The organism is Spongiimicrobium salis (genome assembly GCF_043678055.1).
In the GTDB taxonomy this organism is placed as follows: domain Bacteria; phylum Bacteroidota; class Bacteroidia; order Flavobacteriales; family Flavobacteriaceae; genus Spongiimicrobium; species Spongiimicrobium salis.
The window spans coordinates 263,987-281,556 of record NZ_JBHEQA010000004.1; the positions used below are offsets into that span (position 1 = coordinate 263,987).

The window sequence follows — 17,570 nt, forward strand, 5'->3', positions numbered from 1 at the left end:
AGTTCGCGCAATTTTTCGCTAAAGATAGCGTATATGACGTATAAAGCCGTAAATATAGTATTAAATTAAGCCCTAAAAGGCTATTATTGAAGGTCAAAGTTAACTTCTGCGAACAAATTCACCCAATTATCCTCACTTACGGCCAATAGTGTAAAATTATACGAATCTTCCAATACCAATTCAGGGGGTGTTTCTTCTGTAATATTCAATACTACATTATCGAGATTATAAAATTGGAACCTCCGCTCAAAGGTATAGGTTCCGGACAGCAAATTCTCTTCGGTATCGGAAACTACATGAAAATAAATTTTTGAATCATCAAAAACACCATCTGTCCAAACAAAAGTGGGCATTAAGGGATTAGAGATATCCACCGATACATTTTCTGGAAGATACTCTGTAGGCTTCGTGCGATGTTTGAGTCGAATGGGATTGGAAAGGTGAATCTTCCCTTCTTCTTCAAAAGACACGATAATCCATTTTTCTTGAGGCAAGGCTACTTCGTATCGCAATAGATAGCCATTGAAAACATCAAGCAAAACGCCTTCCATTTCGGTATAATTTTGATAATCGTTTTTGTCTTGATCTGCCGTGCTGGTCTCAAAATATCGAATGTTGGTCACGCCTTCCCGCGGATACAGATAAATGCTTACCAAGGAAGGGTCCTCATTGCTTCCAGCACAGGCAATCACATTATCTACAACGACCTCTCGGGCATCTACCATGGCCGCTAAGGTAGTGGAAGTACCATTTTGTGTATTTACACCAGTATCATCGGTTCCATTCGTTGAACACGAAAAGAATACAAATAAGCACAAATAGACAGAATACTTCAAATTACTTTATTTTATACAATCGTTGTAACACTTTTTCCGCAGGTTTGTTTTGTGGTGTAAACCTATTATTGTCTTCCCCACCTGCTCTTTCATGATGTATGAACCATTTCCAAACAAACCCTCCAGCAAACCAATCCTCTTTCCAGAATTCCTCCAAAATTGCCTGTGTGGCATTGACCTGGGCTTCCAAGTTTACCGTGGTTTCCCTATTGGACATCCAAGGTTTCTTGGCATTATAATCCGTACTACGATACCCATATTCCGTAAACAAAACAGGTTTTCCCGTTTCCTGGGACAATGTTTTCATTTTACCTTTATGCTTCTGCCAACCCTCTTTAAGCGCCAAAACAGAAGGTGTCTTCTCTTCGGATAAGGGAAAGTAGGCATCCACTCCTATATAATCCAATGCGCTCCAAAAAGGAGTTCTTGTAAATTCGTCCCAATTTGCCGCATACGTCAGCTTTCCTTTGTAAATGCTTCTTATCTTTTTGATAAGACCTTTCCAATATTCTGGCCTATTGGCAACAAATTGTTCCAGTTCTGTACCTATACAAAAAGAAAACGCCTTTGTTTCTTGCGCCAATTCCGCATAGGTTAGGATAAATTTGTCGTAAGAACGCTCCAAAGCTTTCCATTCTTCTTCGGAATTCATCTTTAAAGTTCCGGTAAACTCCCCATGCCATATCCATATTTGGGGTTTCACCATTACTTTTATTCCATTTTTCTGTAACAGTTCTATGTACTGTTTCGCTCCTTTTTTTGTTTCTCCGAACCATTGGCGATCCGTGTTAAAAATAATTTCAGGAGAGGCGATATCCCGAATAAAACCAAAAGGCATCACTGCAGAGTGATTGGCATTGACGTTTAGTACAGCATCAACACTTTCCTGTGTAGCTGCATCCCGGGATGCCACAAAACTTACCCCATTGATCTTTTCTGTAGTTTGACTGTTACAGGACAGTTGAATAAAAAGCAAAAAAAGAAGCCCTAATTTTTTCATACGAATACGATTAAGGCTTCTAAAATAAGGTATTTAAGGATGTTTTCTAAAAAATTCCTCGTAGTCCTATGTTAAATGTTTGTCCAAGACCTGTATTCTCTCCCCGTACAAAATTGGTATATAACAATTCCAGGTTCAACGCTTTGCTCAATTGGAATTTAGCACCCCCGCCCAAAGCGGTAAAATTCTGGGTAAAATCATTTCCTAAATCCAAACGTTGTGAGTGTTGCGCCAATACCAATACCGTAAAGTTGGCACTTGGAAAATAGCTCAAAAAGAGTCCTGGATTGAGGTTAAGACTATTGTTTGCAAAACTCTCATCTTCATCACCAAAGTTCAATTCCGTGGTCAACTCTGAAAACAATTGCCAATCTCCACCTGGGAAAGTGTAATCATAGAATAAACGGTTTTGCCATACAAATCCATTCTGATCCAAGAATACATTAAAGGTGTTTTCCGTTTCATTATCGATCAAGGGGATAAAAATAGAACTCTGGATGGAAAAATTGCTCAATTTAGCAAAAGGAACAAATTTAACAGAGGGCGCAAAGGCCGTAAATCCGGAACGTGCATCTTCGGCTCCATCAAAACTAAATACATCCAAAGCACTTCTATCATTAACAACATTAGATCGAATACGTGCAATCACCCCTACATTCCATCTTTTATTCTCTCCTACACCGGTATAGATTTCAAAAGTAGACGTAAAAAAGGTTTGTCTAGGCTCTCGTCCTTCTGTAAAGGTACTTTCTGTTTGGGTATACAGGTTGTTGAACCATTTGATATCCCATTGTCCTTTCCCAATTAATTTTGAGGGAGTATACTGCTGAATATTACTTTGTCCGCTATCCTGTGTATCGTCCGTATTATCGTCTTGCGCAAATCCTATACTCGTTGCAAAAAGCAATCCAAAAAGCATTGCGTAATTTCTCATTGATCTCATTCTAGTAGTTTTAATAATTGATTATTCGTGTTTATTATTTTATTTCGTTTAAAGCCCAATCGTAAGGGTAATAGGAAACTTTTGATTTAGCCGGTAAAGGTGTAGTTCTATATTGATTGATATAATCTACCAAACTCTTTCCGTTCTTCTTAAAATCTCCGGTATACCATTCAAAAATTTGAGAGATTTTTACTTTGTTTTTGTTCACCTTGATGAAAGATGGATTGTTCAAAGCTATTTTCGTCTGCTTTTCCAATTGGCTATCCAATGTGGAAGGGAGATACGCATTATTTATTATCGGGGGACAACCTAGACCGGCACATACCAATACAAAGTGAAAACGGGCTTCGTTTGGATACACAGCGCGCAACAATTTGTTTTCAATATCATTTAATGTGGTTTTCTTACCGCCAATATTATGTTTGATCTTGTCAAAAAAGCCCGCTTTATCCAATGGGGATTTTATAGGGTAATTGTCCACTATACCTTTAATGACAGATAAATTATATCCATTGATCCAGAAAGCTTGATATTCATTGGCATTTGCCTTGGAAACCGTAATATTCTCGGCCATGGAAATTAATTCGTTCAAAGAAGCGGGGTCACTTTTTATCGCTTTATAAGCCACTCTACCATTCTTTACATGTGTCTTGAAGAAAGTATCGGCTTTGGTAAAGAATTCTGAAGTACTCTGGGCTTGTCCAAATGAGAAAGCAAATAGTACTACTGCAGTTATCGTAATCTTAATTTGTGATTTCATCTTAAATTGTTTGTTAGCATTTAATACCGGTGTAAGTCGCTATAATTTTAACAACCCTACAAAAAAGATTTATTTTTATGAATTTTTTAAGGATTTAGAAATCAGAGTTTTATATGCACATAAAATATTTGCAACCTTACAAATTATTTGCATTTTTATCATATTTAAATTCTTTCTAAATTAATTCTCTGGAATAAGTTCTTATATTTATGAGCGACATAATCCTTAACAACCTTCAATTAAACATATAAGATGGAACAGATCGTTATTATCGGTAATGGTATTGCCGGCGTTACCGCGGCAAGACATATCCGAAAACTATCCGATAAAAAAATCACCATTGTCTCAGCCGAAACCGATTACTTCTTTTCCCGCACTGCATTAATGTATGTATATATGGGGCATATGAAGTTTGAGCATACACAACCCTATGAAAATTGGTTTTGGAAAAAAAATAGGATAGACCTTGTCAAGGGCTATGTGGAAACCGTTGACCATCAAAACAAAACCCTTATTATTAAGGATGGACAAAATATTACTTACGATAAACTCATATTGGCCACTGGATCCAAACCCAATAAGTTTGGGTGGCCAGGACAAGATTTAGATGGGGTACAAGGCTTGTATTCCAAGCAGGATTTAGACGCCTTGGAAGCTAATGCCCCCAATAAAGAGGTCTGTAAGAGGGCCGTTATCGTGGGTGGAGGTTTGATCGGTATAGAAATGGCCGAAATGTTACGTACAAGAGATATTCCGGTTACATTTCTGGTTCGGGAAAGTAGTTTTTGGAACGGTGTACTTCCAGCAGGCGAATCTGCATTGATCAACGAACATATTTTAGATCATCATATTGATTTAAGGCTAGAGACCAATCTCGTAGAAATTATTGCCGATGAAAACGGCAGAGCAAAAGCAGTGACTACAGATAAAGGGGATACCATACCCTGTAATGTAGTTGGCCTTACTGCAGGAGTTTCCCCCAACATTGCCTTTCTTAAGGATTCCGGCATTGCATTGGGCCGAGGAATAAAAGTAAATCGACATTTGGAAACCAATATCCCTGATGTTTATGCCATTGGTGATTGTGCCGAGCAACATGAACCTATTGGAAATCGCAGACCTATAGAAGCGGTATGGTATACCGGCCGTATGATGGGTGAAACCGTGGCCCAGACCATCTGTGGGAATAAGACGGAATACAAACCCGGACATTGGTTCAATTCTGCGAAATTTTTGGATGTGGAATATCAAACCTATGGATGGGTATTCAGCGAACGCGGCATGAAGGAGAATGAAGTTCATTTTCACTGGAGACATGCCACCGAAAAAATTTGTGTTACCGTAGCTTTCGATAAAGTAACACGAAAGTTTTTGGGCATCAACACCTTTGGAATACGTATGCGCCATGAAATCTTTAATCGTTGGCTAACGGAAGAGCGAAGTGTAGAACACGTCATGGAATATTTAAAGGATGCCAATTTTGATCCTGAATTCTACGCACTTCACGAAGTTGCCATAGTAGCAAAGTTCAATGCAGATTTCGGCACTTCCATTACGCCAAAAAAGAAAAGTTGGAAACGTATTTTCAGTAACGCATAGGTAAGTAAAATAATATGAAAGCAATAAAAAATATAGGCCTTGTTATCTTCTTGGTAGGCCTTGGAATATTCACCGTACTTCCATTTATTGGAGAGTTTCAGGTATCTCAGGATACTTTTGAAAAATTTGTAGCGGATAATGGTATTAAAAGTGAACTCTTTATAGAACGCATACAAAAAGATGTTGTTGGCAAGGAATTTAATGGGGTTGCCGCCCTATCCCCTAAGGTCACCTCTACTTTAGAAAGTGTAAACGCCCAACACAGAAAAAATAAGGAATACGGGAAGATCATTTATAGAAAGCCCCATGAGATGGCCGCCAATGTTGCCAAAGCTGCCGGAAAAGGTTTTATTGTAGAAAACAAAGGCCTCATGTGGTTCCTAACCTTTGGATTGGGCATCATTGGAGCTTTGATGTTCATTCTTCCCAATGTGGTGCTTTTAGGAAAAAAGGGAATAAAAAACAATGGTATTTATTTGGAAAGTGCTACCAATAAAGGCTTTGTTGCCTGGCTTGTTTTTATCTTTCTGGTCTCTTTCTACCTTATCCTTTATTTCCTTCCGGAATATGCCATAAACTGGACCTATTTAGCAGATCCCATTAGTGAGAGCTTAAGTGGAAATCCTGCAGGACAATGGTTCGTCTATGGTCTTATGTATTGTGTTGTAATGGTGGTAATGGCCGTTAGAATGTATATTAAGTACCGTCACAATATGTATCAAATGGTACGTACTACCTCTGTGTTGTTCTTTCAAATCGTATTTGCGTTTTTGATTCCGGAGATTATGGTACGCCTACAATTATCATATAGCAAAGGGTACGATTTTAAAAATGCCTTTCCTTTGGATTATGATTTCTTTTTTAATTGGAACCTCAAAGAACTCATCAGTTCTGGTGGTCTAGGGTTGTTTATTTTGGTTTGGGGAATTACCCTTACCCTAGTCATTGTTCCTGTAATGGTCTATTTCTTTGGAAAAAGATGGTACTGCTCTTGGGTCTGTGGTTGCGGTGGATTGGCCGAAACACTTGGGGACCCCTACAGACAACATTCCAGCAAGTCCTTATTTTCCTGGAAAATAGAGCGCTGGTTAATTCACGGGGTATTGCTCTTTGCACTTGTGATGACGGGAATGACCCTCTATGGCTTTTTTGCCGAAACAGGTACTGTTTTAGGCATTAAGGTGCAAAGTGTTATGGACACCTATAGCTTCTTGATCGGTGCCGTATTTGCCGGTGTCATTGGAACAGGTTTCTATCCTATTTTTGGAAATCGAGTGTGGTGTAGATTTGGTTGCCCACTGGCGGCATACTTAGGTTTCGTACAACGCTTTAAATCCCGCTTTAGAATTACCACGAATGGGGGACAATGTATTTCTTGTGGAAATTGCTCTACCTATTGTGAACAAGGTATCGATGTAAGAGCCTATGCCCAAAAAGGAGAGAATATTGTGCGTTCCAGTTGCGTGGGTTGTGGTGTCTGTTCTGCAGTATGTCCTCGAGGCGTGTTAAAGTTGGAAAATGGACCCTTGGAAGGACGCATTAACCCTACTCAGGTTTTATTAGGAAATGATGTTGACCTTATGGATTTGGTAAACAACAAATAAATCCGTTAGGTCTTCTTTTTTATCGCGACCAAATAAAAAAACCAAAGGGATGTTTTCTAAACTTAGTTTAATCGTTTTCATGACACTCTTTATGGGCCATGTTTCCCCTTCAGGAAAGATGTACCACAAAGAATACCATAAAAATGGAAAAATTAAATCTGAAGGCTGGTTGGCCGGAAACCACAAAGTGGACTACTGGAAATTTTATCATATGAACGGTAAAAAATTCCAGCAAGGACATTTTAAAAATGGGCAACGAAGGGGATACTGGCATTTTTTCCATGAAAATGGAAAATTGGAAATGGAAGGGCATTACAAAAATGGAAAAAAAGCCAACTGGTGGTTATTTTATGATCAAAGTGGAAAAATAATCCATAAATGTCAGCTGCATGATGGAATAAAAAACGGATATTGCCTCAAATATAAAAATGAGAAATTGGCATCAGCTGAAAAATACAAAAACGGACAAAAAATCAAAGAGTGGTTTAGCTTCAAAAGTTTTAAAAGGGAAAACAAATTATCTGACTTAAGATAATGGCGAACATCAAAGTAATTATCCCTGCTTTTAATGAAGGTGATTCCATCGCTCATGTCATTAAGGATATTCCCGAGATCGTATCTGAAATCATTGTTGTAAATAATGACTCTACAGACGATACTGTGGTCAATGCCACAGCCGCTGGAGCTACGGTCCTTACAGAACAAAGAAAAGGATATGGTTTTGCATGTCTATGCGGTATGGAATATATTGCCAAACAATCCAAAAAGCCAGATATCATCGTATTTATGGATGGAGACTATTCTGACTATCCGGAAGAACTCACAAAAGTGGTACACCCTATTCTTTCAGAGAACATAGATTTTGTGATAGGATCTCGGACCAGTGCACTGCGTGAAGCAGGCTCAATGACCCCACAACAGGTTTTTGGGAATAAATTGGCCACCACATTGATGAAATTGTTCTTCGGGGCAAAATACACGGATCTTGGCCCTTTTAGAGCTATCCGTTATGATAAGTTGTTATCCCTTGAAATGAAGGATAAAACCTATGGTTGGACCGTGGAAATGCAGTTGAAAGCGCTAAAAAAGAAGTTGACATACACCGAAGTACCAGTACGTTACAAAAAAAGAATTGGTGTATCAAAGGTGTCAGGTACTGTAAAAGGTACTATATTTGCTGGCATAAAAATCCTTGGTTGGATATTTAAATATAGCATTAAATAAATATGGGACTAATTATTGCTTACGTTATTATTGCCATTTATAGTATTGCACTATTGTTGATATTTTTCTATAGCCTTGCGCAATTGAATTTATTAATCAACTATTTGGGCTATAAAAAAAGAAATCAGGAAGCTCCAAAATACAATTTATTGGACCCAAAGGAAATTCCGTATGTAACCATTCAACTCCCCATTTACAATGAAGAGTATGTTATGGAACGCTTATTGGAAAACATTTCCAAAATAGAATATCCTTCCAGCAAATTGGAAATTCAGGTATTGGACGATTCCACGGATAATTCTGTCGTGGATACTGCTGCACATATTAAAAAGTTACAGGAAACCGGTTTGGATATTACCCACATCCGGAGAACCAATCGTCAAGGTTTTAAGGCAGGAGCCCTCAAAGAAGGTTTGGAAATTGCCAAAGGGGATTTTATTGCCATTTTTGATGCCGACTTCCTTCCTGATCCCGATTGGTTGAAAAAAACCGTCATTTATTTTAAGGACGAAGAAATTGGGGTGGTACAGACCCGCTGGGGGCATATCAATAGAGAATATTCCACCTTGACCAGAATTCAGGCTTTTGCCCTTGATGCTCATTTTACCTTGGAACAAGTTGGGCGAAATGCCAAAGGACATTTCATCAATTTTAATGGTACCGCAGGAATTTGGCGAAAAGATTGTATTCTGGATGCAGGAAACTGGGAAGGGGATACGTTGACCGAGGATCTTGACTTGAGTTATCGTGCCCAATTGAAAAATTGGAAATTTAAATATTTGGAAGATGTGGAAACTCCGGCAGAGCTTCCCGTAGTGATCAGTGCCGCAAGATCTCAGCAATTCCGTTGGAACAAAGGTGGTGCCGAAAATTTCAGAAAGACGGTCTGGAGTGTTATCACCGCAAAAAACATCTCTTTTAAAACAAAATTTCATGGGGTAATGCACCTGTTGAACAGCTCTATGTTCCTTTGTGTATTCATTGTTGCCCTATTGAGTATTCCGATGCTGTATATTAAAAATATGTATGGACATTTGGGATGGGTTTTTCAGGTAACAAGTTTCTTTATTATCAGTACTATTATTCTGTTTATCTGCTATTGGTTCACCTACAAGAGTATTCAGGGAAGCAGTTTTGATAATTTTGTAGATTACATTAAACTCTTCTTTACCTTTTTCTCGGTAGCCCTTGGTTTCTCTTTGCACAATTCCATGGCTGTTCTGGAAGGTCATATCGGTAAACGAAGTGAATTTGTACGCACACCAAAGTTTAACATCAATAATCTCGGAGACAGCTGGAAAGGCAATAAATATCTGGCCAAAAAACTGTCCCCAAATATGATTCTAGAGGCCGCCCTCATGCTGTACTTCTTATTTGGCATGTATAGCGCCATTCCCCTAAATGACTTTGGGTTGTTCCCATTTCATTTCATGCTATTTCTAGGATTCGGATTTGTATTCTTTAAATCATTGACTGCAAAAGCATAAGAGATGTTGTCCTATTGGAAACTCCATAAATTTCCAATTCTCCTTCTGTTATTAAGCCTTGTTCTTTATAGCACCTTTGCGTATTCTTTGGATCGCACGGACTTCCCTACGCTTTTGAGTTTGTTTGTTGCCTTATTCTTTTTGTGCTACAAGCTTATCCAATTTGAAAAATGGAATTTTAAGTTTCTTTTGGTTGCAGGAATCCTGTTTCGCCTTGTTTTTCTTATCGTGGAACCTAATCTTTCTCAGGATTTTTATCGCTTTATCTGGGATGGGGAACTGGTGAGCAATGGAATTAATCCCTACCTCTATGTTCCGGATAAACTCATATTGCAAGAAGATTTGGTTATCGCCAATGCCCAGGAGCTCTACGATGGTATGGGAAGTCTAAGTGCCCGTCATTTTTCCAATTACCCTCCTTTGAATCAGGCCATTTTTGCTCTGGCCTCACTACTTTCCGGCAAAAGTGTCCTAGGTGCTGTGATTGTTATGCGGCTACTCATTATACTGGCCGATATCGGGATTCTTTATTTTGGAAGAAAGTTATTGTCGCATCTAAACCGATCCACACATAACATCTTCTGGTATTTCGTAAACCCCTTAGTGATTATTGAACTTACTGGAAACCTCCATTTTGAAGGAGTTATGTTATTTTTCTTTGTATGGTCTCTCTACCTATTGGCTAAAAATAAATGGTTATGGGCCGCTGTAGTGTATGCCTTGTCCATTTCCGTAAAGCTGGTCCCCATACTGTTCCTTCCCCTATTCCTGACCCATTTTAAATTTAAAAAGACAGTCCTCTTCTATAGTGTAATAGGAGGAACTATACTTATACTCTTAGTCCCCTTCTTTTCTTCTGAATTTATAGATAATTATTCCCAGACCATAGGGCTTTGGTTTTCAAATTTTGAATTTAATGCCGGTTTATATAATGCCATCAAATCCATTGCGGTACAGTTTGATGGAAAACCATGGATACTCATTAAAATTTATGGGAAAATAACGCCTATACTTACTATTATTGTCGCTTTACTATTGACTTTTCTTCGAAAAAATGAAAGCCTTCCCGTACTCCTTACCTCCATGCTATTGATGCTGACTTTTTATTATTTCACCTCAGCCACCGTTCATCCATGGTATATTATTTTCTTGGTAGTCCTTGGGGTTTTTTCAGAATATCGCTATGCCTTATTATGGTCATTTACGGTCATATTGAGCTATTGGGCCTATTCCAATGCCGATTATAAGGAGAATTTGTGGCTATTGACCATTGAATATATAGCAGTATATGGATTTTTGGCTTATGAAATCTTTAAATTGAAGGGTGAAAAATTAATTTTCAATAAAAATCAGGCTTCAAATTAGGTCGAAACCATTTAATTTGTACATTTGACCCATAATGAACGAACAAGTACACATACACATCACTTCTAGGACTATCGCTCCTACGTATGCTCCCGTACCCGTTCGCCGTCGTCGCCCGTAAGGGTGCTTCCATATATTGGAAATAGGTGAGTCCATTTCCGCAATCTACCACAAGACCATTTAAGTATAGTATTTATTTCAAAACAAGAATAGCAATGGAAATCTGTATTGCTAATGAATCGCATTTTAAATATGCCCCTGTGATTTGTGATACCATCGCAGAATCGGCAAAAGTCAGGGGTACAGGAATCGCCAAGCGTACGCCAGAGTACATCCTTAAGAAATTGCAAAATGGAAATGCCGTTATTGCATTGGACGGTAATGAATTTGCAGGCTTTTGCTATATCGAAGTTTGGGGACATCGAAAGTTTGTTGCCAATTCCGGCCTTATTGTTCACCCCAATTACAGAAATCAAGGCTTGGCCAAAAAGATTAAAGAGGCCATTTTTGAACTCTCCAGAACAAAATTTCCCAATGCCAATATTTTTGGGATCACTACAGGTTTAGCCGTGATGAAGATCAATTATGAATTGGGATACAAACCCGTTACATTCTCCGAATTGACCGATGACCCTGAATTCTGGAAAGGATGCCAAACCTGTAAGAATTTTGATATTCTAACACGCACAGAGCAAAAGATGTGCCTATGCACAGGAATGCTATACACGGCCGATTCTAAGAAAGGCAGTAGTAAATCCACAAAAACGAATATAAAAAAATCATCCCCCCATAAAAATTAAGAACATATGAGCCATAAATTAATATTGGCCTATAGCGGAGGCCTAGATACTTCCTATTGTACCAAATATCTGTCTAAAGAAAAAGGCTATGAAGTCCATGCCGTTAGCGTGAACACCGGCGGTTTTTCCCAAAAAGAAATCAAAACTTTAGAAGAAAGGGCCTTAGCATTGGGAGCTACCTCCTATACCTCTATAGATGCAGTGCAAACCTTTTACGAAAAGGTGGTAAAATACCTCATCTTTGGAAATGTATTAAAAAACAATACATACCCCCTATCGGTTAGCGCAGAACGTATTGTTCAGGCCGTAGAATTGATACAATATGCAAAAAAAATAGGTGCCCATTATATTGCCCATGGCAGTACAGGAGCTGGCAATGATCAGGTACGATTTGATATGATTTTTCAGATTCTTGCACCAGAAATACAAATCATTACCCCAATTCGAGATGAACAATTGTCCCGAGAAGCGGAAATTGCATATTTAAAGGAGAACGGTGTAGATTATGCCTGGGAAAAGGCAAAATATTCCATTAACCAAGGGCTTTGGGGTACTTCTGTAGGGGGAGATGAAACCTTGACCTCACATGCGCCTTTACCCGATACCGCATACCCTAGCCCCCTGAAAGAAACTACCCCAACTACGGTTAAGCTTAGTTTTTCCCAAGGAGAATTGACTGCAATTGATGGTAAAACGGATACGCCCGTGAATAACATCGTCGCATTGAACAAGCTAGCCTCTACATATGCTATAGGCAGGGATATTCATGTAGGTGATACTATTATTGGGATCAAAGGAAGGGTAGGTTTTGAAGCCGCTGCTGCCATGATCATCATAAAAGCGCATCATTTATTGGAAAAACACACCTTGACCAAATGGCAACAATTTCAAAAAGAACAACAGGGCAATTTTTATGGTATGTTATTGCACGAAGGCAACTATTTAGATGAAGTAATGCGAAATATAGAAGTATTTCTTGCCGATACACAAAAGAAAGTATCTGGAGATGTCTTTGTTGGCCTGCATCCGTACCGATTTGACTTGCACGGCATCTCTTCGCAGCACGACCTAATGAATGCCGCCTTTGGCAGTTACGGTGAGATGAACAAAGGTTGGACTGCAGAAGAGGCCAAGGGTTTTATTAAAATTGCCTCCAATTCAGGTAAAATATATCAACATATAAATCAAGAAGCATGATTACTATAGGAATTATAGGGGGATCGGGATACACAGGGGGAGAATTAATACGAATACTCCTAAATCATCCGCAAGCGAATTTGGATTTTGTATACAGTACCACAAGAGCGGGCAAACCATTATCATCTGCACATCCGGATCTATTGGGCGAAACGGACATGAATTTTTCAGGAGAAGTAAATCTTCAAGTAGATGTTGTTTTCCTATGTCTAGGCCATGGGAATTCTACTGCATTTCTAAAAAAACATCATTTCTCCGAAAACACTAAAATCATAGATCTTAGCAACGATTTCAGACTGAAAAAGGATGCTGTTTTAGACGGTAAAGCGTTCCTATACGGTCTTCCAGAACTAGCAAAAGAAGCTATTGTAAAAGCGCAATACATTGCCAATCCCGGTTGTTTTGCCACAGCAATTCAATTGGCATTACTGCCATTGGCCAAGCATAAGCTTTTAACGCATGCTACACATATCAATGCTATTACAGGAAGCACGGGAGCGGGGGTCAGTCCTTCCGCAACCACACATTTTAGCTGGCGAACCAATAATATTTCTTGGTATAAACCTTTTACCCATCAGCATTTAGGGGAAATCAATGAAAGCCTGCACAGTTTACAATCCCATACCGGAACACTGCTCTTTATGCCGAATAGAGGGAATTTTACCCGGGGTATTTTTGCCACGGCCTATACCACTTTCGGAGGAAGCCTGGATGAAGCGAAACAGTACTATCAGGAATTCTATGCAAACGCTAAATTCACCCATGTTTCTGAAGAACCCATAACCCTTAAACAAGTAGTCAATACCAATCAATGTCATATTCATTTGCATCAGCATGAAGATCAGTTATTGATTACTTCAGCCATAGACAACCTCCTTAAAGGTGCCTCGGGTCAAGCCGTACAAAATATGAATTTGATGTGCGGTTTTGAAGAAACAGCGGGACTGCAATTGAAAGCCGGTGTGTTTTAATCCAATAGTAGTATAGTCATCTCATAAAAAGAAAAAATGAAAATAGCGATAATAGGAACCGGAAATTTGGGGCTATCCATAGCCAAAGGCATTTTGCATTCCAATGGGGCAACCACCATGTATTTGACCAAAAGGAATGTAGCCGATATCAAAGATTTTGAAAAATACGGCAATGTCACCGTAACATCTGATAATAAAGAGGCGGTACAGCAGTCCGATGTGTTGATTTTTGCCGTGCAACCTGGGCATTTTTCTGCCATATTGGAGGATATTAAAGAATTGTTGACCGATAAGCATATTGTTATCTCAACCATTACAGGTTTTAGTATTGCGAAAATTGAAGCGATCATTGGAGCAGATCAGTACATCGTGCGAAGTATGCCCAATACCGCTATCTCCGTAGGGAAATCCATGACTTGCCTCTGTAGTAACCAAAAAGGGCAAAAGCGTATTGATCTGGCCAAAGCCATTTTTAATAGAATGGGACATTCTATGGAGATTCCTGAAAGTCAAATGCAAGCAGCCACTGTTATATGCGCCAGTGGTATTGCTTTTTGGATGCGATTGATTCGAGCCACGACCCAAGGAGCCATACAATTAGGTTTCGACGCTAAGGAAGCCCAAGAATTGGCCATGCATACCTGCGATGGTGCGGCAAATTTATTGATTGCATCGGGAAATCACCCCGAAGAAGAAATTGATCGTGTGACCACCCCTATGGGCTGTACGATCAAGGGCTTGAACGAAATGGAACATCAAGGCCTTAGTTCGTCCCTGATTCGCGGTGTAGTCGCTTCTTTTGATAAAATCAGCGAATTCAAGACAAAAAACTAAGCCTATAAATGCCAGTCCAAAGGACTATTAAAACAGTGATTTATGAAATTATTTGATGTATACCCCCTATATGATGTTACGCCCGTAGCGGCCAAAGGCAGTATTGTCATTGACGAAGCTGGTCAGGAATATCTAGATCTTTATGGAGGTCATGCCGTAATCGCTATCGGACACGCCCACCCCCATTATGTTTCCCGTATCAAAGACCAACTTGATCGCATTGGATTTTATAGCAATGCCGTTCAAAATCCACTTCAACAGCAATTGGCAGAAACATTGGGCAGCCTATCGGGTTGTGAAAATTATCAGTTATTCCTCTGCAACTCTGGGGCCGAGGCCAACGAAAATGCGTTGAAACTAGCCTCCTTTAAAACAGGAAAATCAAGAGTAGTTGCCTTTAAAAATGGATTTCACGGAAGAACTTCCGCAGCCGTTGCCGCTACAGACAACCCCAAAATAAATGCGCCTATAAATGCGCAACAAGAAGTTAGTTTTTTGGCCTTGAACGATTCGGAAGGCCTTAAAAGAGAATTGCAAAAAGGAGATGTCTGCGCAGTCATCATTGAGGCGATACAGGGGGTTGGGGGCTTAGATGAACCCAGTACTTCCTTTTATCAAGAAATTGCCCATTTGTGCAAGACCCATAACGCTATGCTCCTAGCGGACGAAGTACAATCGGGCTACGGACGAACAGGTAAATTCTTTGCCTTTCAGCATCATGGAATACAGCCCGATATCATTTCTATAGCCAAGGGAATGGGAAATGGTTTTCCCGTAGGTGGTGTCCTCATCCATGAAGATATCAAAGCTTCTTATGGTATGTTGGGAACCACATTTGGTGGGAATCACTTGGCATGCGCAGCTTCCCTGGCCGTACTTGAGGTTATTGAACAAGAGCAATTGGTTCAAAATGCAGCAAGGCTAGGTCAGTATTTTCATGAAAAGGCGGCATCCATTTCACAAGTAAAACGCGTAAAAGGCAGAGGCCTGATGTTGGGCCTGGAATTTGATTTTGAAGTGGCCGAGCTGCGGAAAAGAATGATTCACAAGCAACATATTTTCACTGGTGGCGCCAAAGATAAGTTTGTATTACGTATCCTTCCCGCCTTAAATATTGACACCAACACAATCGATCAATTTTTCAATGCGCTCCAAGAAGAATTGGTCTTAGACAATAGCATCTTATAAACGTATTTCACATGAAAAACTATACTTCCGTACACGATATTGCATCTTTTCCCGAATGGGTAGCTGAAGCAAGAACACTCAAAAAAAATCCGACGGCCTTTCAGGAACTGGGGAAAGGAAAAACCTTGGGACTCCTCTTTTTCAACAATAGTCTGAGAACACGTCTGAGCACCCAAAAAGCGGCATTAAATTTAGGAATGGACACGATGGTGATGAATTTTGGCAATGAAGGATGGACTTTGGAATTTGGTGATGGTACCATCATGGATCAAGGTTCTTCGGAGCATATCAAAGAGGCGGCCCAAGTTGTTTCGCAGTATTGCGACATTGTGGCCATACGAGCTTTTGCAGGTCTCACGAACAAGGAAGAGGATGAGGCCGAGATCATTCTACAGGGATTCATGGCCCATGCCAGTATTCCGGTAGTCAATATGGAAAGTTCTACCGGACATCCATTACAAGCCCTGACCGATGCCATTACACTGGCAGAACATCAAAAGCAATCAAAACCCAAAGTTGTCCTTTCTTGGGCTCCCCATCCTAAGGCATTGCCTCATGCCGTGGCCAATTCCTTTATTGAAATGGCACAAATGCAGGATGTTGATTTTCTAATTACACATCCCAAAGGTTATGAACTAGATCCAAAAATTACTAAAAATACCCCTGTGGAGTACAATCAGGAAAAGGCTTTAGAGGGGGCCGATTTTGTGTATGTAAAAAACTGGAGCAGCTATACGAATTATGGTGAGATACTATCTCAAGACGCCCAATGGATGATGACCAAAAAGAAATTGGGGAAGGCCAAGTTCATGCATTGCCTGCCCGTACGACGAAATGTAGTGGTTGAAGATGCTGTTTTGGATAGTCCACAATCTATAGTAATCGCGCAGGCCAACAACAGAACGTATGCGGCCCAACTGGTATTGAAGAAATTATTGGAAGAGGGAAACGCTAATCCCTAAATAAAAAGACAAATGAAGATGCAAAAAATTGCTATAGTTAAAATTGGGGGAAATGTCATTGAAGATCCTGTGGCCCTGACACAATTCTTAGATGCCTTTTCTAAAATGGAAGGCCCTAAAATATTGGTACACGGCGGCGGAAAACTAGCCACTTCCTTAGCGACTAAATTGGGGATACCCTCTACGCTAATCCAAGGGCGAAGAGTGACGGACGCCCAAAGTTTGGAAGTGATTACCATGGTCTATGCCGGACTCGCCAATAAAAAAATCGTAGCCCAACTACAAGCTAAAAAATGTAACGCCATTGGCTTAAGTGGTGCCGATGCCAATACGATCATGGCACACAAACGCCCAGTCCGGGAAATCGACTATGGTTTCGTGGGTGATATTGACCAAGCGAATCTAAGCGCCATTTCCAGCCTTGTTGACGGAGGATTCACCCCGGTTTTTTGTGCCCTTACCCATGATGGACAAGGACAATTGTTAAACACCAATGCCGATACTATTGCCTCCGAAATTGCTATTGCACTGAGTGCAGCCTATACCACGAGCTTGTACTATTGTTTTGAAAAAAAAGGGGTTCTCAAAGATATCAATGACCCCGATTCCGTCATTTCCGATATCAATACCGCTTCCTATAAAGAACTGTTGGCCAACAACTATATTGCGGACGGCATGTTGCCCAAAATGCAAAATTGCTTTCATGCCTTACAGCAAAACGTGGGCAAAGTGTGCATAGGAAACACGAGCATGCTTGACCCCAATACAAATTTATACACCACCATACGCCTTTAACCATT

The 17,570-nt window shown here is 39.9% G+C and carries 17 protein-coding genes; 13 read left to right on the plus strand and 4 right to left on the minus strand.

What is annotated here, in order from left to right; all coding sequences use genetic code 11:
- Positions 1-83: 83 nt before the first annotated feature.
- The 4 genes from ACEXOE_RS18420 to ACEXOE_RS18435 are packed head-to-tail and all read right to left on the minus strand — an operon-like array spanning position 84 to position 3,539.
- Complete coding sequence (locus ACEXOE_RS18420; RefSeq protein WP_394750319.1) at positions 84-836, minus strand: hypothetical protein; 753 nt, start codon at positions 834-836, stop codon at positions 84-86.
- A gap of 1 nt (position 837) precedes the next feature.
- Positions 838-1,836 (minus strand): glycoside hydrolase family 113, encoded by a 999-nt coding sequence (locus ACEXOE_RS18425; protein WP_394750320.1) that lies wholly within the window; start codon positions 1,834-1,836, stop codon positions 838-840.
- 46 nt (positions 1,837-1,882) lie between these two features.
- Positions 1,883-2,779 (minus strand): hypothetical protein, encoded by an 897-nt coding sequence (locus ACEXOE_RS18430; protein ID WP_394750321.1) that lies wholly within the window; start codon positions 2,777-2,779, stop codon positions 1,883-1,885.
- A 34-nt stretch (positions 2,780-2,813) separates the two neighbouring features.
- Positions 2,814-3,539 carry a DUF547 domain-containing protein gene (locus ACEXOE_RS18435; RefSeq protein ID WP_394750322.1) on the minus strand — a complete coding sequence of 242 codons (726 nt, stop codon included), beginning with the start codon at positions 3,537-3,539 and terminating at the stop codon, positions 2,814-2,816.
- Between the two features lie 252 nt (positions 3,540-3,791).
- On the opposite strand from ACEXOE_RS18435, the gene ACEXOE_RS18440 reads away from it, so the two are divergent.
- The 13 genes from ACEXOE_RS18440 (at position 3,792) to argB (ending at position 17,565) form a co-directional block, all read left to right on the plus strand.
- Entirely contained in the window at positions 3,792-5,138 is a 1,347-nt protein-coding gene (locus ACEXOE_RS18440) for an NAD(P)/FAD-dependent oxidoreductase (RefSeq protein WP_394750323.1), read from the plus strand.
- Positions 5,139-5,152: 14 nt separating this feature from the next.
- Complete coding sequence (locus ACEXOE_RS18445; protein WP_394750324.1) at positions 5,153-6,742, plus strand: 4Fe-4S binding protein; 1,590 nt, start codon at positions 5,153-5,155, stop codon at positions 6,740-6,742.
- Positions 6,743-6,791: 49 nt separating this feature from the next.
- Complete coding sequence (locus tag ACEXOE_RS18450) at positions 6,792-7,277, plus strand: toxin-antitoxin system YwqK family antitoxin (RefSeq protein ID WP_394750325.1); 486 nt, start codon at positions 6,792-6,794, stop codon at positions 7,275-7,277.
- Entirely contained in the window at positions 7,277-7,966 is a 690-nt protein-coding gene (locus ACEXOE_RS18455; protein WP_394750326.1) for a glycosyltransferase family 2 protein, read from the plus strand. The genes ACEXOE_RS18450 and ACEXOE_RS18455 overlap by 1 nt, the downstream gene beginning before the upstream one ends.
- Positions 7,967-7,968: 2 nt before the next feature.
- The gene (locus ACEXOE_RS18460; RefSeq protein ID WP_394750327.1) at positions 7,969-9,453 is read left to right on the plus strand and encodes a cellulose synthase family protein; all 1,485 of its coding nucleotides are present in this window, start codon (positions 7,969-7,971) and stop codon (positions 9,451-9,453) included.
- Positions 9,454-9,456: 3 nt separating this feature from the next.
- Positions 9,457-10,818, plus strand: a complete 1,362-nt coding sequence (locus ACEXOE_RS18465) for a glycosyltransferase 87 family protein (RefSeq protein ID WP_394750328.1) — start codon at positions 9,457-9,459, stop codon at positions 10,816-10,818.
- Between the two features lie 215 nt (positions 10,819-11,033).
- Positions 11,034-11,618: a GNAT family N-acetyltransferase gene (locus tag ACEXOE_RS18470; protein WP_394750329.1), complete on the plus strand. Its 585-nt coding sequence runs from the start codon at positions 11,034-11,036 to the stop codon at positions 11,616-11,618.
- 6 nt (positions 11,619-11,624) lie between these two features.
- Positions 11,625-12,815, plus strand: a complete 1,191-nt coding sequence (locus ACEXOE_RS18475) for an argininosuccinate synthase (protein WP_394750330.1) — start codon at positions 11,625-11,627, stop codon at positions 12,813-12,815.
- Positions 12,812-13,786 carry an N-acetyl-gamma-glutamyl-phosphate reductase gene (gene argC, locus ACEXOE_RS18480; protein ID WP_394750331.1) on the plus strand — a complete coding sequence of 325 codons (975 nt, stop codon included), beginning with the start codon at positions 12,812-12,814 and terminating at the stop codon, positions 13,784-13,786. Before ACEXOE_RS18475 ends, argC begins: the two co-directional genes overlap by 4 nt.
- Positions 13,787-13,822: 36 nt before the next feature.
- On the plus strand, positions 13,823-14,620 hold the full coding sequence (proC, locus tag ACEXOE_RS18485) for a pyrroline-5-carboxylate reductase (protein ID WP_394750332.1): 798 nt from the start codon (positions 13,823-13,825) through the stop codon (positions 14,618-14,620).
- Positions 14,621-14,662: 42 nt separating this feature from the next.
- Positions 14,663-15,808, plus strand: a complete 1,146-nt coding sequence (locus ACEXOE_RS18490; protein WP_394750333.1) for an aspartate aminotransferase family protein — start codon at positions 14,663-14,665, stop codon at positions 15,806-15,808.
- Positions 15,809-15,819: 11 nt separating this feature from the next.
- Complete coding sequence (locus tag ACEXOE_RS18495) at positions 15,820-16,770, plus strand: Rossmann-fold NAD(P)-binding domain-containing protein (RefSeq protein ID WP_394750334.1); 951 nt, start codon at positions 15,820-15,822, stop codon at positions 16,768-16,770.
- A gap of 18 nt (positions 16,771-16,788) precedes the next feature.
- Positions 16,789-17,565, plus strand: a complete 777-nt coding sequence (argB, locus tag ACEXOE_RS18500) for an acetylglutamate kinase (protein WP_394750408.1) — start codon at positions 16,789-16,791, stop codon at positions 17,563-17,565.
- Positions 17,566-17,570 lie beyond the last annotated feature (5 nt).